18 protein-coding genes and 1 tRNA gene are annotated in these 17,579 nt (G+C 67.1%); 12 read left to right on the top strand and 7 right to left on the bottom strand.

Features of this window, described 5'->3' with window-relative positions:
* Nucleotides 1-219: 219 nt before the first annotated feature.
* From GLA29479_RS07060 to GLA29479_RS07035, 5 genes are all read left to right on the top strand, one after another.
* A complete protein-coding gene (locus GLA29479_RS07060) occupies nucleotides 220-1,245 on the top strand; it encodes a right-handed parallel beta-helix repeat-containing protein (protein WP_082638364.1) in 1,026 nt (341 codons plus the stop codon).
* A 225-nt stretch (nucleotides 1,246-1,470) separates the two neighbouring features.
* Nucleotides 1,471-2,454, top strand: coding sequence for an NAD-dependent epimerase/dehydratase family protein (locus tag GLA29479_RS07055; protein ID WP_057917695.1), 984 nt, complete (start codon nucleotides 1,471-1,473; stop codon nucleotides 2,452-2,454).
* A gap of 568 nt (nucleotides 2,455-3,022) precedes the next feature.
* Entirely contained in the window at nucleotides 3,023-3,592 is a 570-nt protein-coding gene (locus GLA29479_RS07045; RefSeq protein ID WP_057971171.1) for a 2-amino-4-hydroxy-6-hydroxymethyldihydropteridine diphosphokinase, read from the top strand.
* Nucleotides 3,592-4,293, top strand: a complete 702-nt coding sequence (locus GLA29479_RS07040; RefSeq protein ID WP_057917698.1) for an SDR family oxidoreductase — start codon at nucleotides 3,592-3,594, stop codon at nucleotides 4,291-4,293. Before GLA29479_RS07045 ends, GLA29479_RS07040 begins: the two co-directional genes overlap by 1 nt.
* Before the next feature lie 140 nt (nucleotides 4,294-4,433).
* Nucleotides 4,434-4,823: a nuclear transport factor 2 family protein gene (locus GLA29479_RS07035; RefSeq protein ID WP_057917699.1), complete on the top strand. Its 390-nt coding sequence runs from the start codon at nucleotides 4,434-4,436 to the stop codon at nucleotides 4,821-4,823.
* Nucleotides 4,824-4,918: 95 nt separating this feature from the next.
* Here the strand turns inward: GLA29479_RS07035 and GLA29479_RS07030 are convergent, their stop codons facing one another.
* Nucleotides 4,919-5,266 (bottom strand): hypothetical protein, encoded by a 348-nt coding sequence (locus GLA29479_RS07030; protein ID WP_057917700.1) that lies wholly within the window; start codon nucleotides 5,264-5,266, stop codon nucleotides 4,919-4,921.
* Nucleotides 5,267-5,562: 296 nt separating this feature from the next.
* Here GLA29479_RS07030 and GLA29479_RS07025 point away from each other — a divergent pair, with 296 nt between their 5' ends.
* The 4 genes from GLA29479_RS07025 to GLA29479_RS07010 all read left to right on the top strand — a co-directional run bounded on the left by GLA29479_RS07025 (nucleotide 5,563) and on the right by GLA29479_RS07010 (nucleotide 10,158).
* A complete protein-coding gene (locus GLA29479_RS07025; RefSeq protein ID WP_144436389.1) occupies nucleotides 5,563-6,630 on the top strand; it encodes a diguanylate cyclase in 1,068 nt (355 codons plus the stop codon).
* Between the two features lies 1 nt (nucleotide 6,631).
* Nucleotides 6,632-6,946, top strand: coding sequence for a hypothetical protein (locus tag GLA29479_RS07020; RefSeq protein ID WP_057917702.1), 315 nt, complete (start codon nucleotides 6,632-6,634; stop codon nucleotides 6,944-6,946).
* A gap of 152 nt (nucleotides 6,947-7,098) precedes the next feature.
* Nucleotides 7,099-8,388 (top strand): nucleotide sugar dehydrogenase, encoded by a 1,290-nt coding sequence (locus GLA29479_RS07015; protein ID WP_057971170.1) that lies wholly within the window; start codon nucleotides 7,099-7,101, stop codon nucleotides 8,386-8,388.
* A 147-nt stretch (nucleotides 8,389-8,535) separates the two neighbouring features.
* A complete protein-coding gene (locus tag GLA29479_RS07010; RefSeq protein ID WP_057971169.1) occupies nucleotides 8,536-10,158 on the top strand; it encodes an FMN-binding glutamate synthase family protein in 1,623 nt (540 codons plus the stop codon).
* A gap of 704 nt (nucleotides 10,159-10,862) precedes the next feature.
* On the opposite strand, the gene arsC is transcribed toward GLA29479_RS07010, so the two are convergent.
* From arsC to GLA29479_RS06995, 3 genes are all read right to left on the bottom strand, one after another.
* Entirely contained in the window at nucleotides 10,863-11,228 is a 366-nt protein-coding gene (arsC, locus tag GLA29479_RS07005; RefSeq protein ID WP_057971168.1) for an arsenate reductase (glutaredoxin), read from the bottom strand.
* Between the two features lie 219 nt (nucleotides 11,229-11,447).
* A tRNA-Val gene (locus tag GLA29479_RS07000) sits at nucleotides 11,448-11,522 on the bottom strand.
* Between the two features lie 139 nt (nucleotides 11,523-11,661).
* Nucleotides 11,662-12,516: a tetratricopeptide repeat protein gene (locus GLA29479_RS06995; protein WP_057971167.1), complete on the bottom strand. Its 855-nt coding sequence runs from the start codon at nucleotides 12,514-12,516 to the stop codon at nucleotides 11,662-11,664.
* A 183-nt stretch (nucleotides 12,517-12,699) separates the two neighbouring features.
* Here GLA29479_RS06995 and GLA29479_RS06990 point away from each other — a divergent pair, with 183 nt between their 5' ends.
* On the top strand, nucleotides 12,700-13,104 hold the full coding sequence (locus GLA29479_RS06990; protein WP_144436388.1) for a hypothetical protein: 405 nt from the start codon (nucleotides 12,700-12,702) through the stop codon (nucleotides 13,102-13,104).
* Between the two features lie 108 nt (nucleotides 13,105-13,212).
* Here GLA29479_RS06990 and GLA29479_RS06985 read toward each other — a convergent pair whose 3' ends face one another.
* From GLA29479_RS06985 to GLA29479_RS06975, 3 genes are all read right to left on the bottom strand, one after another.
* Nucleotides 13,213-13,812 carry a dihydrofolate reductase family protein gene (locus GLA29479_RS06985; protein WP_057971165.1) on the bottom strand — a complete coding sequence of 200 codons (600 nt, stop codon included), beginning with the start codon at nucleotides 13,810-13,812 and terminating at the stop codon, nucleotides 13,213-13,215.
* A 79-nt stretch (nucleotides 13,813-13,891) separates the two neighbouring features.
* Nucleotides 13,892-14,518 carry a TetR/AcrR family transcriptional regulator gene (locus tag GLA29479_RS06980; RefSeq protein ID WP_057917709.1) on the bottom strand — a complete coding sequence of 209 codons (627 nt, stop codon included), beginning with the start codon at nucleotides 14,516-14,518 and terminating at the stop codon, nucleotides 13,892-13,894.
* A gap of 34 nt (nucleotides 14,519-14,552) precedes the next feature.
* Nucleotides 14,553-14,810 (bottom strand): acyl-CoA-binding protein, encoded by a 258-nt coding sequence (locus tag GLA29479_RS06975; protein WP_031371730.1) that lies wholly within the window; start codon nucleotides 14,808-14,810, stop codon nucleotides 14,553-14,555.
* A gap of 152 nt (nucleotides 14,811-14,962) precedes the next feature.
* Between GLA29479_RS06975 and GLA29479_RS25950 the strand changes: the two genes are divergently transcribed.
* Nucleotides 14,963-15,121, top strand: a complete 159-nt coding sequence (locus GLA29479_RS25950) for an SDR family oxidoreductase (protein WP_282955880.1) — start codon at nucleotides 14,963-14,965, stop codon at nucleotides 15,119-15,121.
* Nucleotides 15,097-16,950, top strand: coding sequence for an SDR family oxidoreductase (locus GLA29479_RS06970; RefSeq protein WP_282955879.1), 1,854 nt, complete (start codon nucleotides 15,097-15,099; stop codon nucleotides 16,948-16,950). The genes GLA29479_RS25950 and GLA29479_RS06970 overlap by 25 nt, the downstream gene beginning before the upstream one ends.
* Nucleotides 16,951-17,579: the final 629 nt, after the last annotated feature.

Raw genomic sequence — 17,579 nt, 5'->3', positions numbered from 1 at the left:
GTGGGAGCGCAGTTCTCGATCGCTCGAATGCATACGCCGCTGACCCGGTAGGCGCGTCGCAACACCAGCGAAATTCTCGTCTTCTCAAAGAGACTCGGACGGCTTGATCCGTCGCGATGTCTGCGACGGCGATCGGTCATTCTGTCTTGGTCGCGATGCAGGCAGGCCGGGGGGCGGCATCCTGCGCGGCCAACGCCAGGGTCGCCGCATTCGACAGGGATGTCGGGTATCGAATGCGATGCTTCCGGGCGCGCCGCACGTCCAACGACACCGCCGGGCTCGCCGGCCTGCTTCATCACGACATGCAACCCAACGCAGGACACCGCGGCCGCATCCGGTTGCGCGTTCCTGCGCGGCACGACGGCGCGCTTCGCGATCCGTCGTCTCATCGGCGCTCTTAAAAGGATATTCATGCGCTCCTTTCTGTTTTCCAGCCTGGCCCTGTCCGCCGCGATGTTCAGTGCGAACGCGTTCGCTTGCGACACCGTCGTCACTTCGGCCAATCCGCATATCATGGCCCCCGGCAAGTATTGCTTGACCAGGAATCTCGACGTCCCCATCGTCATCACCGGGGGGGAGATCGAGTTCGACTGCAAGGGACGGACCTTGGCCAATCCCGACCCGAACGGCGGCGGCCCCGCCGCCATTACGGTCGACTCCTGGTCCAAGGTGACGGTGCGCAACTGCCGTATCGAGGGCTACTCGTTCGGCATTCATCTGCGCACGCGATCGGGCGATCAATTGCTCAATAACACCGTGGTTCGTCCGTACGATGCGGGCATCGTGATCATCGGCGACAGCCCGCCGGACGGCGAAGGCGCGCGGGTGGTCGGCAACCGCGTCATCGACTACGGCAACCCGAACATCTCGCCGTGGCGCGAGGCCATCCAGATCACGATGGCGCCGCGCACCGTCGTCACCAACAACGTGATCGCTGGCTACAACGGCGGCGGCCTGCTCGTCGACCGCTCGGCCGACGTGCAGGCGACCGGCAATCAGTTTCTCGATTTCCCGGACAATACCGATCGGATCATCGAGCTGCGTGATTCGCCGCGGGCGCGCCTGGTGCACAACTCGATCATGCTGCGGACGCGTTCGGGCGTGCGGGGGTTGATCGGCGGCGGCAGTGCGACCTGCATCGAGAACGTGGCCATCAATACCGCCCCTTCGGGCTTCTCCGAGTGCGCGGTCACCCGTTACAACGTCGAAGAGCCCTCGCCGTTCCCGCCGCAACCTCTGCGGTAAACCTCGGCGGTAAATCGCTGCTGTAAGCCGATACACAAACGCCGGCGCCGCACTCGCGGCGCCGGCGTTACCGCTTATCGCGGCGATCTCGCTCGATGCCATCGCACAGGCCCGGCACGCTGCGCATGGCGCCGGATTCGCGGCCTTGCTAGGCTTTGCGCATCCATCCAACCCCCGGGCCGCTGTCGCGGCGGCGGGCGCGCGCGTCGCCAGGAGTCCGTTTCGATGTCCATCCTCGTCACCGGCAGTGCCGGCCACCTCGGCGAAGGCCTGATGCGCCGTCTGCGCGCGCAATCGCGCGACGCCGTCGGCATCGACATCAAGGCCTCGGCGTTCACCGGCCAGGTCGGTTCGATCGCCGATCGCGGTTTCGTCCGGCGCGCCATGCAAGGGGTGCGGGCGGTGGTGCATAGCGCCACCCTGCACAAGCCGCACGTCGCGACCCACAGTTACCAGGATTTCATCGACACCAACGTCACCGGTACCTTGGTGCTGCTTGAGGAAGCGGTCGCGGCAGGGGTCGAGTCCTTCGTCTTCACCAGCACCACCAGCGCCTTCGGTGCGGCCTTGAAACCGGTGCCCGGCGGTCCGGCGACCTGGATTACCGAGGCGGTGACGCCGGTGCCCAAGAACATCTACGGCACCACCAAGATCGCCGCCGAAGGCCTGTGCGAGCTGTTTCATCGCAAGCACGAATTACCGGTGCTGGTGTTGCGGACCTCGCGCTTCTTTCCCGAGGACGATGACGACGCCTCGGTGCGCGACGTCTACCAGCCGGCCAACGTCCAGGCCAACGAGCTGCTGTATCGGCGCGCCGATATCGAGGACATCGTCGACGCGCACCTGCGTGCGGTCGAACGCGCGCCGGCCTTGGGCTTCGGCCGTTACATCGTTTCGGCGACCGCGCCGTTCGGCCATGAGGATCTGCTCGCCTTGCGCGAGGACGCCGTCGCGGTGGTGGAGCGGTTGTTCCCGGATTGCCGCGAGCTGTATGCGGCTAAGGGCTGGCGCTTGTTTCCGCAGTTGGATCGGGTCTACGTCAACGAGGCGGCCCGCCGCGATCTCGGTTGGGAGCCGCGCTACGGTTTCGCCTACGTACTCGATTGCCTGCGCGCCGGCATGGATTTCCGCAGCGCGCTGGCCCACGAGGTCGGCGTGAAGGGTTATCACGACCGCGTGTTCGAGGGCATGCCGTACCCGGTGGCCTGAGACGGTATCGGACTGCGGCGATGTGATCGCAAGCCCGGGGGCAGGAGCGGCGCGAGCCGCGACCGCGGCAATGCGGGCGGCCGCGGATGTACCTCGGCCGGAGGATCACGGTCGCGACTCGCGTCGCTCCTACCCGGGAGCGGTGTCGGACTGTGGTGATGTGACCGCAACCGCGGAGTAGGAGCGGCGCGAGCCACGACCGCGGCATTGCGGGCGGCCGCGGAGGTGCCTGGGCCGGAAGATCACGGTCGCGACTTGCGTCGCTACTACCCGGGAGCGGCCTAGGCAGTCTCGTTTTCACGCCGTGGCAAGCCCGGAATAGGGAAAACCGCCGCCAGCTGGCTAGAATGCCGATCATCGCGATCGGAGCTTTGCGGCAGGTACGCCTCGTCGCCGACGCTCCGCCCGCCGTCGATTGGACGCAGCGCCGAGGAGTAGACGAGATGGCGATCGATTCTGGCCGGCCCTTGCCGCACCTGTTCCTTACACGTCGCATCCTTGCGGCCCTGTCGCAGTCCGTCGCATCGATGCCGTGCCCGGCCGCGTCGGCCGTGGCCGTTTGCGCTTTATGAGCTGGACCGCCCTGATCTGCCTGGGGGCCAGCGACGGCCCGCGTATCGAGAATCTGCTGCTGTCGGCGGCGCAGCTGCTGAGCGAGTTCGACGGTACCGCCGACCCGAGCGCCTTATGCGCCTGCTCGGAGCTGTACGGCGACCGCCATCGCGTCCATCGCGGCGGCGCCACGGTCAACCTGATGTTGGCGATGAAGGTCGCGCCGCGTTGGTCGGTCGAAACCATGGAGCGTCGTTTCAAACAGATCGAGGCCGCGTTCGGACGCGAGCGCGATCCGCAACGCGTCCTGCCGGTGCCCCTGGATATCGACCTGGTCGGCAGGATCGACGGCGAGGTGCAGTGGCAGGATCGTTACGACCCGGCCCGGCCCTACCTGTTCCATGGTCTGCATCAACTGACATTGCCGCTGCTGCGTAAGGCGCTCGACGCCGTCGCCTTGCAGCGCGGCTTCCGCCCCGAACACAATGCGATGGGTTTCTATCCCCTGGCCGGAGCGGATTTCGTCGAACGCTTCCTGCACGCTCAGGCCGCTACGCCAGCCGTTGCCGCCAAGGAGGCCAGCTGATGTCCGAACGCGTCACTCTCGTTACCGGCGCTTCGCAACGCATCGGCCGGGCCATCGTCGAAGCCTGCCTGCAACGCGGCGAGCAGGTCGTCGCCCATCGCCGCCGCGCCGCTTCGACGCCGGCGCCGTACTCGGCGCCGGTGCATGAATGGAGCTGGGACATGGTCGAGCCGCTGCAGGCCTTGCCGCCGGTGGAGGTGACCGACCTGGTCCTCAATGCCTCACTGTTCGAGCGCGGCCATGCCTGGGGCGACCTCGGTGCCGGCGATACCGACGAGGAGCGCGAGCGCCTGGAGCGGCATCTGCGGGTCAACCTGATCGCGCCCTGGGAGCTGGTGATCGGCCTGCACCAACGGCAGCCGCTGCGCTCGGTGGTGGTGATGCTCGACACCTATCTCGATCGCTCCTTCGCCGGTCATGCGGCCTATCAGGTCAGCCGCGCGGCCGGTGCCGGCATGGTGCGTGCGCTCGCCGCCGAACTCGCGCCGACCCGTGTCAATGCGGTCGCCCCGGGCACGGTGCTGCCGTCGGCGCGCGACCCGGCCGAACGCGCCGAACAGGAAGACGCGATCGCCGCGCGCACCGTGCTCGGTCGTATCGGCACGGTCGAGGCCGTGGTCGAGGCCGTGCTGTATCTGCGCGACGCCAGCTACAGCACCGGCGAAATCCTGCGCATCGACGGCGGCCGCTTCAAACTCTGAGCGCGGCGAACGCCGAGCGCAGCCTGCGCCGGCCGGCGTTGCAAGGGCGCGACAGGCCGGTCCATCGATGCGCTCGTGGCGGCGCCGGGCGCTGCCCATAATCGGCGCATTGCCATCGCCTACTCGCCAGGGAAGACCGCATGAGCGCCACCCACAGCCACGATTACGACGCGGTCATCGCCACCCTGGCGGATTATTTCGATGGCCTGTACCACAGCGACACCGCCCGATTGCGCCGCGCCATGCATCCGCAGGCGCATTACGTCTGCGCGACCGACGGCAGTCTGCTGAAGCTCGACATGGAGGCGTATTGGGCGGTCGTCGAGCAACGCGCATCGCCGGCCAGCCAAGGCGCTGCACGCGAGGATAAAGTCGTCTCGGTCGAATTCGCCGGCCCGGTGACCGCGTTCGCGCGGGTCGAATGCACGATTCCGCCGAAACGTTTCACCGACCTGCTGACCCTGATCAAGCTCCACGGCCGCTGGCAGATCATCTCGAAGGTGTTTCATTACGAACTCGACGCCGCCTGATCGCCTGTTGCGGCGACGGGCGTCGAATGCGCACGCGAACGCGAGCGCCGGAGCGCGCAGGGCGCTCCGGGGAAAGGTGTCGAGAAGCGTTTCGCTCAGGGATGCGCGGTCAGTTGCGCCACGCGGCGTCCGATTTGCGCCTGCGCGGCCTCGGCGTTCTCTTTCGCGCGCTGCCACGCCGACCGCGCCGCGTCTTCGGCCTGTTCCCAGTTCAATACCGAACCGAGACGGATGCGTTGGTAGCGCGCCCTCAGGTCCAGGCGGGGATCGTCGAAGTCGCGGTCCGGGTGTTCGAGGTGGGCGGCGATGCCGACGTAGAACGCAGGTGCGTAATCGCTGAAACGCAGGCCGTCGCGATAGAAACCGGCGCTGCGGAACTGACTCGCCCAGTAGCTCAAGCCGGGCGTGGTCGGGGCGGGGCGGCCTTGCAGGGTGCTCGTCATCACACAGGCTCCGCTCTGGGAACCCCCTGTGGGGCGAATCTTGCCCGATCCCGGCGTTAGTCTTTCGTGTACGGAACGTTCAATCCGCGCTGTCGGCGCGGCCAGGCGGCCGGAGGCGAGCCGGGGCGTGCCGGCGGCCCCTGGGCCCCGGCTGGCCACGGTCCTGGCGCCGGTCATCGGATTCCGTCCGCGGCGGCCCGCTTGCGCATTCAGGGCCGGGCGAGCAGGGTATGCTGGTAGCCGCCGCAACCCCCGGGCGGTACTCGTCTCGATGATCCAGGCCGCTGGGAGCGTGCGTGACTGGAATTGCCGACACCTCATTCGACCCGGTTCGAGCGACCGAACATCTGCGGTTCGTGCGCCGCATCTACCAGATGCGTACCCTCGGCCTGGGGACGGGGTTCTTCGCCGTTGCGGGGGTCTTGTACGAACACGATGCCAGTGCCTGGGTCTGGGCGCTGCTGTTCGCCAACGGTTATCTGTGGCCGCCTCTGGCCTATCTGCTCGCCTCGCGCAGCGTCGACCCCGAATACGCCGAGTACCGCAACCTGGTGATCGATTCGGCCCTCGGCGGGATCTGGATCGCGGTCATGCATTTCAACGTCGTGCCGAGCGCGCTGCTCGCGGTGATGCTGTCGGCCGACAAGATCAGCGTCGGCGGCTGGCGTTTCTTCGCGCGCACCGCGACCGCGCAGGCCCTGACCTGCGCCACGGTGTGGGCGCTGTTGGGCTTTGCGTTCGCGCCGGACAGCTCGATGCCGGTGATCCTGGCCAGCCTGCCTTTCATGTTCGTCTATCCGATGGCGATCAGCAGCGCCGCCTACGGCCTGGCGCGCAAGGTCGTGCGCCAGAACAAACAGCTCGACCAGCTCAGCCGCACCGACCCGCTGACCGGCCTGCAGAACCGCCTGCATTGGGACGATTCGGCCACCGCGACCATGACCTACTGCGCGCGCTCCTCGAAGGGCGCGGCCTTGATCCTGATCGACATCGACCGCTTCAAGGAGATCAACGATTTCCACGGCCACCTGGTCGGCGACGCGGTGCTGCGCCGGGTCGCCGGCACGCTGCACGAGGTGGTGCGCCTGACCGACACCGCCAGCCGCATCGGCGGCGACGAATTCGCCCTTATCCTCATGGACACCGGCCTCGATGCGGCGGTGGCGATCGCCGAACGGATACGCAACGCGGTCGAGGATGCGCGCTTCGACGAAGCGCCGGCCTTGCGCTGTACGGTCAGCATCGGCGTCGCGACGACCGGGCCGAAGACCATCAGCGCGGCCATGTGGATGCGCCATACCGATACCGCGCTGTATCGCGCCAAGCAGCTCGGGCGCAACGCGGTCGCGGTCGCCGAGGATTGAGATGAGCGGGGAACGCGCGCCGATGATCTGGACACGCTGGACGCCGGGCCCGGGTTGGGCCGGTTTCGACGCGCACCGGGCGCTGTCGGAGGCGATCTGGAGCGGACTGTCCGAGGCCGAGGGCGTTTGGCAGTACATGAACTTCAGCCAGGACCACTCGATCTGGGAACACCGCGCCGACGGCAGCGAGATCGTGATCCAGTACCGCGGCGAGCGCATCGACAGCCTGCATTCCAGCGCGGGCGAGGCGCAGGCCTATCTGCGCGCGGCGCTGGCGCCGTTCGGCCTGATCGCGCAGGAAGGGCCGGCGCCTTAGCCGAAGTCGCCCTGGGCCCATGGGCGGAGCGATCCGGGCGTTTTTCCCCGCGCCCGGGAACGCGACCGAGCGCACCGGTTTGCCAGTCCGGAAAGCGGGTCTCTAGAATCCAGGACCGGACCGCCACCACGGCGGCGAACCTAGGGCAGGGCATGACGCAGTACGAAGGCAGCATCGCGCAAACGCGCATCGGCGTGATCGGTCTGGGCTACGTCGGCCTGCCGTTGGCCCTGGAGTTCGGTAAGCGCTACGACACCATCGGCTACGACACCAATGCCGTGCGTGTGGCCCAGCTCAGCGTCGGCGAAGACCACCACCGCGAGAACGACGCCGACGAGATCGCCGCATCGACCCAACTGCGTTTCACCGCGAGCGCCGAGGATCTGGTCGATCGCGATGTCTACGTGGTCACGGTGCCGACCCCGATCGACGAACACAAGCGCCCGGACTTCACGCCGCTGATCGAGGCCAGCCGCGTCATCGGCGGCATGCTCAAGCCCGGCGACACGGTGATCTACGAGTCGACGGTCTACCCCGGCGCGACCGAGGAGATCTGCGTTCCCGAGCTCGAACGCGCCTCGTCGCTGCGCTTCAACGAGGACTTCTTCGTCGGCTACAGCCCCGAGCGCATCAATCCCGGCGACCGCAAGCGCCGCCTGGTGGATATTCCCAAGGTGACTTCGGGCTCGACGCCGCAGACCGCCGAGCGCGTCGACGCGCTGTACCGCAGCATTATTCCGGCCGGCACCCACCTGGCCTCGAGCCTGCGCGTGGCCGAGGCCGCCAAAGTCATCGAGAACACCCAGCGCGACGCCAACATCGCCTTGATCAACGAGTTCGCGCTGATCTTCCAGAAGCTCGGCATCGACACCACCGAGGTGCTGGAGGCGGCCGGCAGCAAGTGGAATTTCCTGCCGTTCCGGCCCGGCCTGGTCGGCGGCCACTGCATCGGCGTGGACCCGTATTACCTGATCCAGAAGGCGCAGAGCGCGGGTTACTACCCGGATATCCTGCTGGCCTGCCGGCGCATCAACGACGCCATGGGCAGCCACATCGCCTCCGACATCGTCAAGCTGATGATCCAGCGCGGCGTGGCCCTGGCCGGTTCGCGCATCCTGATCCTGGGCATCACCTTCAAGGAAAACTGCGCCGACTTGCGCAATACCCGAGTGGTCGATCTGGCGCGCGAGCTCGGCGAATACCGGGCCCAGGTGCAGATCCACGATCCCTGGGCCAACGCCGAGGAGGCGCGGCGCGAGTACGGCGTGGAGATGATCGACACGCCGCAGGCCGGGGCCTTCGATGCGGTGGTGGTCGCGGTCGCGCACGACGAGTTCCGCGCGCTGGGCGCCGCTGGCGCGCGCGCCTATGGCCGACCGGGCGCCTTGCTTTACGACATCAAGAGCCTGTACCCGCGCAACGAGGTCGACGCGCGGCTTTGATCGGGCACCGGGCGCGCCTGAGCCGCAGGTCTGGGGGCGCCGGTCGCGCGGCGTGTTAGGCCAAGCGCTCATCCGCCCGGCCTCGTACAACGATTGCACACGCGCAGGGGTATGCTCGCCCTCAGCTCGTGAACTGATCCGATCGCCATGCGTTATGCCGCTTATGTCGCCAGCCTGCTCCTGACCCTGATCTCGGCGGTGCTGGTGTTCCTGCACCATGCCGATTGGTTGTGGGGTGTCGGTCTGTTCGGCGCGCTTGCCGCGCTCGGCACCTGGGACTTGTTGCAGACCCGCAGCACCCTGCGCCGCAATTACCCGGTGCTGGCGCATTTCCGCTACGGCCTGGAATCGATCGGCCCGGAGATGCGCCAGTATTTCATCGAGGCCGACACCGCCGAAGTGCCGTTTTCGCGCCAGCAGCGCGCCCTGGTTTACCAGCGCGCCAAGTCGGTCAACGACGTGCGCCCGTTCGGCAGCCAGCAGGACGTCTACGGTCTGGACTACGAGTGGATCAACCATTCGATGGCGCCGACCGCGCACGTTTCGCACGACTTCCGCATCATCATCGGCGAGAACACCGCGCATCCGTACTCGGCCAGCGTGTTCAACATCTCGGCGATGAGCTTCGGCTCGCTGTCGGCGAACGCGATCCGCGCTCTGAACCGCGGCGCCAAGCTCGGCGGCTTCTATCACGACACCGGCGAAGGCTCGATCTCGCCGTATCACCGCGAGAACGGCGGCGACCTGGTCTGGGAGATCGGCTCGGGCTACTTCGGCTGTCGCGACGAACGCGGGCTGTTCAACGAGGAGCGCTTCGCCGCCAACGCCGGCGACCCGCAGGTCAAGATGATCGAGATCAAGCTCTCACAGGGCGCCAAGCCGGGCCACGGCGGGGTGTTGCCGGCGGCCAAGGTCAGCGCCGAGATCTCGGCCACGCGTGGCGTGCCGATGGGCCAGGACTGCGTATCGCCCGCCGCGCACACCGCCTTCGATTCGCCGCAGGGCCTGCTGCATTTCGTCGCCCGCTTGCGCGAACTGTCGGGCGGCAAGCCGACCGGCTTCAAGCTGGCGATCGGCCATCCCTGGGAATGGTTCGGCATCGCCAAGGCCATGCACGAGACCGGGGTATTGCCGGACTTCATCGTCGTCGACGGCGCCGAGGGCGGCACCGGCGCGGCGCCGGCGGAATTCATCGACCACGTCGGCGTGCCGATGCACGAGGCCTTGATGCTGGTCCACAACACCCTGGTCGGCCTGGAACTGCGCGACAAGATCCGCATCGGCGCGGCCGGCCGCATCACCAGCGCCTTCGACATCGCACGCACCCTGGCGATGGGCGCGGACTGGTGCAACGCGGCGCGCGGCTACATGTTCGCCCTGGGCTGCATCCAGGCCCAGAGTTGCCACACCGATCGTTGCCCGACCGGCGTCGCGACCCAGGACCCGAGCCGCTGGCGCAAGCTCGACGTGCCGGACAAGGCCACCCGCGTATTCCATTTCCACGACAACACCCTCAAGGCGCTGCGCGATTTGCTGTGCGCGGCGGGCTTGAGCCATCCGGCCGAGATCGGGCCCGAGCACATCCTGCGCCGCGTCTCGCCGACCGAAGTGCGTTCGCTCGGCGCGCTGTACAACTTCCTCGCGCCTGGCGACTTGTTGGGCAAGATCCCGACGCATGCCGTGTTCCAGTCGTTCTGGGCGAACGCGCGCAGCGATTCGTTCGCGGCGCCGGATCGGTTGTTGGCGATGCGGGGCAGTAAGTCGTATTGAGGGGGGCGGATTTCCCGACTGTAGGAGCGGCGTGAGCCGCGACCGCGGGACGGGCAGAAGCCGCAAGGCCGATGCTGTTCATCGAAGCGGCATGCTGTCGCAAGGATAGGAGCGGCGTCCTACTGGATTTCCTTCGGTCACAAGCCGCGATCGCGCTGGCTCGACCGACGGCATTGCTTACGGATTTCACGCTACCTGGATTTCGATCTTTGCCGCTGCGAATCTATTTCTGTAGGAGGGACGTGAGTCGCGACGCGGGGCGCGTAGAGATGACGAGGCCATCGTTGTAAGTCGAAGCGACGTGCTCTCGCGGGGTAGGAGCGGCGCAAGCCGCGACATCGCTGCGGCGGTCTTGCGGCGCTTCTGTCAGAAAAATTTAGATCAAGATCAAACCCAAAGCTTCCGCCACTAAAGCGGCGGGTTACTTTCTTTTGTCATAAGCAACAAAAGAAAGCTAACCAAAGAAAAATGCTTTGTTTTGAATCACAGGCCCGCACGAGCGGTGCATACGCAGGGATCTACATACGGGACATCCCTGTCCCGATGAAAAACGGCGCGCATCCTGCGCGCCGCCCTCCGGATCTTCGATTGCCTTCGCTAGTGCGAAGCTGCGCACAGCCACAGCCACAGCAAAATCTTTGCGGCAACGGCAACGGCAACGGCAACGGCAACGGCAACTCAACTGCTTGTCGCCGCGTCGTGGCTCAAAGCAATTCCAGCACGCGCTCCGGCGGGCGGCCGATCACGGCGCGGGCGGCGTGGACGAAGATGGGGCGCTCGATCAGGCGCGGGTGGGCGGCCATGGCGGCGAGCAGGTGGTCGTCGTCGAGCGCGGGGTCGGCCAGGCCCAGTTGGCGGTATTCGTCTTCGCCGCTGCGCAGCAGGCCGCGGGCGGGCAGGCCGAGCAGGGCCAGCAGATCGCGCAGTTGTTCGACGCTCGGCGGGGTGTCCAGGTAGGCGACGAGGATCGGTTCGATGCCGCGAGCCTGCAGCAGTTCCAGGGCGCCGCGCGATTTGGAGCAGCGCGGGTTGTGGTAGAGGCGGGTCGGGGCGGCGTGGGTGTCGGTCATGGCGGTGTCCTCACGGTTCGGTGGGCGCGGGCGGGGCGGGCAGACCGCGGATGGACTTGGCGGGCCGCCGGAGCGCCGGTGGCGACCGTGCAATGCGTCATGCCGCGCGGCGGCCGGCTTTGGCAATGCGTTCGTGGGCCGGGTGGCGCGCGCAGGCTATGGCCGCGACGATGCTCCGAAAACGAAAAAAGCCGGCTTGCGCCGGCCTTTTCGTGGAACTGGTGGGCGGTGCAGGGTTCGAACCTGCGACCCTCGCCGTGTGAAGGCGATGCTCTACCGCTGAGCTAACCGCCCGAGTTGAATCGGGCCGCAAAGTTTACAGGGGGACTCGCGGAACAGGCAAGCCTCTGGATGAATCGCCCGTCAGGACCGGCCCCGGGCGCCGCGCAGGGGCTTGTGCGGCTGGGGCCGGGCACCGTTCTAAGCGAATGGCTTACTCCAGTTGCTCCTTGGCATAGGCGGCATCCAGCGCTTCCATCGCGTCCAGCGGCTTGAGCTTGGCGGCTTTCTCGTAGGCCGCGGCGGCGGCGTTTTCCTGCTTGTCGCCGTGCAGGAGCATCAGCACGTTGCCGTACTCGATGTGGGCGATCGGCGAGTCCGGGGTCAGCTTGACCGCGGTCTTGATGTGCTTCTCGGCTTCGGCGGCCTTGGCGCCGTAGGTCAGGCCGCCGATCATGCCGCCGATCTTGTTGATGATCTCGGCGTGGTACAGGGCCATCGCGGTATGCGCTTCGGCATGTTTCGGCGACAGCTCCAGCGCCGTCTCCAACGCACTGCGGACCTTGCCGGCGATGCCGGCCTTGAGCGCCTTGGCGATGCTCAGGCCCTGGCTGTAGCGGCCCAGGGCGAAGGCGTGGCGATAATGGCTGTTGGCGTCCTCGGGCAGGGCCTTGATCGCGGTCTCGGCGAGCTTGGCGGCCTGCTCGAAGCGTTGCAGCTTTTCGGCGTCGTCGTCGACCAGATAGGTGGCGTGGATGCCCATGGCCTTGACCGCGACGCTGGCGCCGACCGGGCCGAGTGCCTGGCCGGCGTCGAAGGCGGCCTTGAAATCGCCGCGATGGAACGCGCGCCAGGCGTCCTGTAGAGCGTCGGCGAGTGCGTCGGCGTCGAGGCCCTTCGGGGCCGCCTTGCCGGCCGCGCCGATCAGCGCGCTGGCGCGCTTGGCGTCGGGGAATGGCTCGGTATCGCCGGCGTGCAGCTTGGGCCAGGCTTTCTTGAGGGCGTCGCCAGCGTAGGCATAGCCCTTGGCATCATGGGGAAAGTTGGCCCAAGCGGATTTGGCAGCCATCTGCAGTCCTTGTCGACAGGTCGGGAAGGCAGCATCCCGCCGTCGCCGCGTCGTGGCAAGAGGCGCGCGCCGCATCGGCCCCAGGCCGTCAGAAAGCTGAAGCGCCTAGTGTGATTGCTCGATGCTGCGCCGCCACAGTGGCCTGGTGAAACCGCTCATCCGGAGCGGTCAGCGGAGCTAACGATGGCAGCAGTGAAACGCAAGAAACCGGCGGCGAGCGAAACCACGCTGCGCCATGTCTGGCTGGCCGGCCTGGGCCTGGTGGTGTTGGCGCGTCGCGAAGCGATCGCCGCGGCGGGCCGCGGTATCGGCCGCGTCGATGCGCTGCAGCGGCGCGTACGCGATTTCGCCGACGACGCGCGCAGCAACGTGCGCGGCGGCATCGAGAACGTGCGCGACCAGGTCGAGCCCAAGGTGGTCAAGTTCAGCGCCGAGGTCGAGACGCGCCTCGCACCGGTGCTGGACAAGCTGGGCCTGAAGAAGCCCAAGCGCGGCCAGCGCAAGGCCCGCAAGGCCGCGGCGAAGAAGCCGCAGTCGCGCCGGGTGGCGGTGCGCAAGCCGGCGTCGCGTCGCGCCCGCAAGGCCTGATCGTTCCGCCGCGTCCAAGGCGGCGGGGCGGTTCGAGTGAATCAAGCGAGTGAATCGAGAAAGGGCGCCGATCGGCGCCCTTTCTGCGTTGCGGTCGCGCCGATCGCCTCAATCGGCGTCGGCGGGCCGGTAGCGGTCGACGACGATGCCGCAGTCGTAGGCCTGCGAACCGAGCAGGCGCAGGGCCAGTCCGCGATCCGGAAAGATCGAGCGTCCGCGGCCGACCGCAGTTGGATTGACGTAGAACTGGAATTCGTCGACCAGCCCGGCCGCGATCAGGGCCGAGGCGAAACCGGCCCCGCCGAAGCACAGGATGTCGCCTCCCGCCTCTCGTTTCAGCGTCTCGACTTCCAGCGCCAGTCCGCGCGAGGCGATGCGGGTATGCGGCCACGGCGCGGCGTCGAGTTTGCCGCTCACCACGACCTTGTCGGCGTCGACGATTTTGCGGGCGAAGGCGTAGTGCGGATCGGCGGGGTAGTTCGCCGCGGCCGCGCGGGTCCAGTGGTCGATATAACCTTGCGCGGCCATCGGCCGGCTCAGCAGGATGCAATCGGCCGCTGCGAAGCTGTCGTTGAAGGCCTGCTTGAGCGCATCGTCCCAAAGCCAGGCGCCGTTCCAGTTCCAGTTCCAGACCTGCCAGGCGATGCCGTCTTCGGCGCTGACGCGGCCGTCGACCGACATCTGCATCTGCAGGATCAGCTTTCTCATCGGCGCTTTCTCATCGGCGTTCTCTGTGGGGCGCCTGCGGCGGGGCGCAAACCTGCGGCGGGCCTGGTCGCCCGCCGGTTCAGTCCAGATAGGCCCGGATCAGGGTGTTCAGATGCATGCGTTCGGCGTCGCGCAGGAACGGCGCGAGCAGCATCATCACCTGGACGATGCCGTCGCGGATCGCCGCGTGCTCGTCCTTGTCGCCGCGCGCGGCGGCGTAGTTGAGCCAGAAGGTGGCGATGACCAGTACGTTGGTGGCCGTGGCGGCGAGCTCGTCGCCGGACGCACGCATGACCCCGGCCTGCGACAGCCCGCGCATCACCATGTGCGCCTGTTCATCGGCGCGCTTGAGGATGCGGGCGAAACGCATGCGCAAGCGACGGTTGCGGCTGAGGATCTCGACCAGGTCGCGGTAAAGGAAGCGGTAGTCCCAGATGCACTCGAACACCAGGTGCAGTTGCAGCCAGATGTCCTCGAGCCCGGGCAGGCGGCCTTGCGGCGCGGCCAACGCGGCGTCCATGCGCTCCTCGAAGCGCGCGAACAGCTGCTCGATGATGTCGTCCTTGTTGCGGAAGTGGTAGTACAGATTGCCCGGGCTGATCTCCAGCTCGTCGGCGATGTGGTTGGTGGTGACGTTCGGCTCGCCCTGCGCGTTGAACATGGTCAATGCGGTGTCGAGGATGCGCTGACGGGTCTGTTTCGCCATCGGGCGTGCCGTGCAGGGGCGGGCGGGCGCGGCGTCAGCCGCGCAGTTTCTTGACCAGGTCGACGTACTTCTTCTGCGCGTCGGCCTGTGCGGTGCCCTTGAGCTTTTCCCAGGCTTCGTACTTGGCGGTGCCTACGAAGTCGAAGAAGCCGGGCTTGGGGCCGCTGACGTCGCCGTCGGCGCCCTGCTTGTACAGCGCGTACAGGCGCAGCAGGGTGTCGTTGTCGGGGCGGTCGGTCAGCGATTGGACGTCTTTGGCGGCTTGTTCGAACGCGGACTGGATATCGGACACGGCGAGCCTCTCCTGGCGCCAGGGTGAAGCGGCATAACAGCATGCACGCCCGGGACGGTCAATACGGAAAGGAATTGTTCCGCGGCACGGGCTCTGGCACCGTAGCGTCATGCCGCCGCATTGGCGGTCGATCGGCCATCCAGGAGAGGGGTATGAGCTATTTCGTCACCGGCGCGACGGGTTTCATCGGTCGCTTCCTCGTCAGCAATCTGCTGAAACGCAAGGGCACGATCCACGTGCTGGTGCGCAAGGACTCGCAGAAAAAGTTCGACGCCACCGCAAAAAAATGGGCTGGGACCTCAAGCGGGTGATCCCGGTCGCCGGCGACATGACCCAGGCCAAGTGCGGCCTGAGCGCCGCGCAGATCCGCGCGCTCAACGGCAAGATCAAGCACTTCTTCCACCTGGCCGCGATCTACGACCTGACCGCCAGCCCGGCCGCGCAGCGCGCGGCCAACATCGACGGCACCCAGCACGCGCTGGACCTGGGCGCGGCGCTCAACGTGGGCTGCTTCCATCACACCAGCTCGATCGCCGCGGCCGGCATGTACCCGGGCGTGTTCCGCGAAGACATGTTCCACGAGGCCGAGGGCCTGGACGATCCCTACCTGCGCACCAAGCACGATTCCGAAGGCCTGGTGCGCGGCGAGAAGCGCATCAAATGGCGCATCTACCGCCCGGGCATGGTCGTCGGCCATTCCCAGACCGGCGAAATGGACAAGATCGACGGGCCGTACTACTTCTTCACCTTCCTCAAGAAGCTGCGCGAAATGCTGCCGCCGTGGATGCCGATGCTCGGCGTCGAAGGCGGGCGCATCAACATCATCCCGGTCGACTACGTGGTCGACGCGATGGACCACATCGCGCACAAGCCCAAGCTCGACGGCCATTGCTTCCACCTGACCGATCCGGAGCCGCAGCGCGTCGGCGAGGTGCTCAACACCTTCGCCCGCGCCGGCCACACCCCGGAGATGACCATGCGCATCGATGCGCGCATGTTCGCCTTCGTGCCCAGCAGCGTGCGCGGCGCGGTCGGCAACCTGCCGCCGGTGCGGCGTTTCATCGGCATGTTGCTGCGCGACTTCAAGATTCCCAAGGAAACCTTGAAGTTCATCACCTATCCGACCCGTTTCGACAACCGCGAGACCGAGCGCGCGTTGCGCGGCAGCGGCATCAGGGTGCCGAACCTGGACACCTACGCCTGGCGTTTGTGGGACTACTGGGAGCGCCATCTCGACCCGGACCTGTTCATCGACCGCACCCTCAAGGGCAAGGTCCGCAACAAGGTCGTGGTGATCACCGGCGGTTCCTCGGGCATCGGCCTGGCGACGGCGGAGAAAGTCGCGGCGGCCGGCGCGGTGACGGTGATCATCGCGCGCGGCGAAGACGAGCTGTTCAAGGCCCGCGACGCGATGAAGGCCGCCGGCGGCAAGGTCTTCGCCTACACCGCCGACCTCGCCGACATGGCCGACTGCGACCGCCTGGTCAAGCAGATCCTGGACGAGCACGGTCACGTCGACATCCTGGTCAACAACGCCGGCCGTTCGATCCGGCGCTCGATCGAGCTCAGCTACGACCGTTTCCACGACTTCGAACGCACCATGCAGCTCAACTACTTCGGCAGCCTGCGCCTGATCATGGGCTTCATGCCGAAGATGACCGAGCGCCGCAAGGGCCACATCATCAACATCAGCTCGATCGGCGTGCTCGCCAGCTCGCCGCGGTTCTCGGCCTACGTCGCCTCGAAGGCGGCGCTGGACGCCTTCAGCCGCTGCGCCCAGGGCGAGTTGTCGGGCAAGGGCATCAGCTTCACCACCATCAACATGCCGTTGGTGAAGACGCCGATGATCGCGCCGACCAAGATGTACGACAGCGTGCCCACCCTGACCCCGGACGAAGCCGCCGACCTGGTGGTCAAGGGCATCATCGAGCGGCCGACCCGCATCGCCACCCGCCTGGGCATCTTCGCCTCGGTGGTCAACGCGCTGGCGCCGAAGGCCTACGAGGTGGTGATGAGCACGGCGTTCGAGTTGTTCCCCGACTCGGCCGCGGCCAAGGGCGACCGCAAGGGGCTCAAGGACGAACACGCCAGCAGCGAACAGATCGCGTTCGCAGCGCTGATGCGCGGCGTGCACTGGTAGGCGGCGCGTCCTTCTGAACGGCGCGCACAGCGTCGCAAGCATCGGGGCGGCTCAGGCCGCCCCGATGCGTTTTGCGTACCGGGTCGGCGGTTTCCTGCAGGAGCGGAGCAAGCCGCGATCGAGGTCCGGCGCGACCTCGGGATCGCGTCGTGGGCGGGTCGCGCGTCGCGGCTCGCGCCGCTCCTGCCCCTGGAGCCGCGGGCGAGCTTCCAGGCTCGGCAATCGCCCAAAACGAAAACAGCGCGCCGTTGCTCACGGCGCGCTGTGGTCGGGTCCGATGGGTTCGCTTCGATGGGCCCGGATCAATAGGCCCGGCACTGGAAGAAGCGCACGCGCGCCTTGCTGCCCGGCGGCGGTTGCAACTGCACGCGCGAAGAACGCAGGTCGGGATAGGCGTCGAGGATCGTGCAGATCCGGTCGATGTCCTGTTGCTGCGCGTCGGTCAGGCGGTAGATCAGCAAGTTCGACGGCGTCGACCACAGGGCGCGTTCGACGCCGTCCAGGGTGGAGATGCTGCGGATGACCTGACCGCGTTCGGCCGCGGGGTTGCCGGTGTGAGCGGTGCCCGTGGGCGGATTCGCCGGTCGCGTGCCGACCGTAGCCGCCGGAGCGGTCGCAGGAGGCGCCTG

The sequence above is a fragment of the Lysobacter antibioticus genome (assembly GCF_001442535.1).
Taxonomy (GTDB): domain Bacteria; phylum Pseudomonadota; class Gammaproteobacteria; order Xanthomonadales; family Xanthomonadaceae; genus Lysobacter; species Lysobacter antibioticus.
Note: the sequence above shows the minus strand (reverse complement) of the source record. Positions and strands in the feature narration are given on the sequence as shown.

Excerpts from the sequence above, each read along its gene's own strand:
- GLA29479_RS07060 (WP_082638364.1), top strand. The coding sequence starts at position 220 with ATGTCGGGTATCGAATGCGATGCTTCCGGGCGCGCCGCACGTCCAACG.
- GLA29479_RS07055 (WP_057917695.1), top strand. The coding sequence starts at position 1,471 with ATGTCCATCCTCGTCACCGGCAGTGCCGGCCACCTCGGCGAAGGCCTG.
- GLA29479_RS07045 (WP_057971171.1), top strand. The coding sequence starts at position 3,023 with ATGAGCTGGACCGCCCTGATCTGCCTGGGGGCCAGCGACGGCCCGCGT.
- GLA29479_RS07040 (WP_057917698.1), top strand. The coding sequence starts at position 3,592 with ATGTCCGAACGCGTCACTCTCGTTACCGGCGCTTCGCAACGCATCGGC.
- GLA29479_RS07035 (WP_057917699.1), top strand. The coding sequence starts at position 4,434 with ATGAGCGCCACCCACAGCCACGATTACGACGCGGTCATCGCCACCCTG.
- GLA29479_RS07030 (WP_057917700.1), bottom strand. The coding sequence starts at position 5,266 with ATGACGAGCACCCTGCAAGGCCGCCCCGCCCCGACCACGCCCGGCTTG.
- GLA29479_RS07020 (WP_057917702.1), top strand. The coding sequence starts at position 6,632 with ATGAGCGGGGAACGCGCGCCGATGATCTGGACACGCTGGACGCCGGGC.
- GLA29479_RS07015 (WP_057971170.1), top strand. The coding sequence starts at position 7,099 with ATGACGCAGTACGAAGGCAGCATCGCGCAAACGCGCATCGGCGTGATC.
- GLA29479_RS07010 (WP_057971169.1), top strand. The coding sequence starts at position 8,536 with ATGCGTTATGCCGCTTATGTCGCCAGCCTGCTCCTGACCCTGATCTCG.
- arsC (WP_057971168.1), bottom strand. The coding sequence starts at position 11,228 with ATGACCGACACCCACGCCGCCCCGACCCGCCTCTACCACAACCCGCGC.
- GLA29479_RS06995 (WP_057971167.1), bottom strand. The coding sequence starts at position 12,516 with ATGGCTGCCAAATCCGCTTGGGCCAACTTTCCCCATGATGCCAAGGGC.
- GLA29479_RS06990 (WP_144436388.1), top strand. The coding sequence starts at position 12,700 with ATGGCAGCAGTGAAACGCAAGAAACCGGCGGCGAGCGAAACCACGCTG.
- GLA29479_RS06985 (WP_057971165.1), bottom strand. The coding sequence starts at position 13,812 with ATGAGAAAGCTGATCCTGCAGATGCAGATGTCGGTCGACGGCCGCGTC.
- GLA29479_RS06980 (WP_057917709.1), bottom strand. The coding sequence starts at position 14,518 with ATGGCGAAACAGACCCGTCAGCGCATCCTCGACACCGCATTGACCATG.
- GLA29479_RS25950 (WP_282955880.1), top strand. The coding sequence starts at position 14,963 with ATGAGCTATTTCGTCACCGGCGCGACGGGTTTCATCGGTCGCTTCCTC.
- GLA29479_RS06970 (WP_282955879.1), top strand. The coding sequence starts at position 15,097 with ATGGGCTGGGACCTCAAGCGGGTGATCCCGGTCGCCGGCGACATGACC.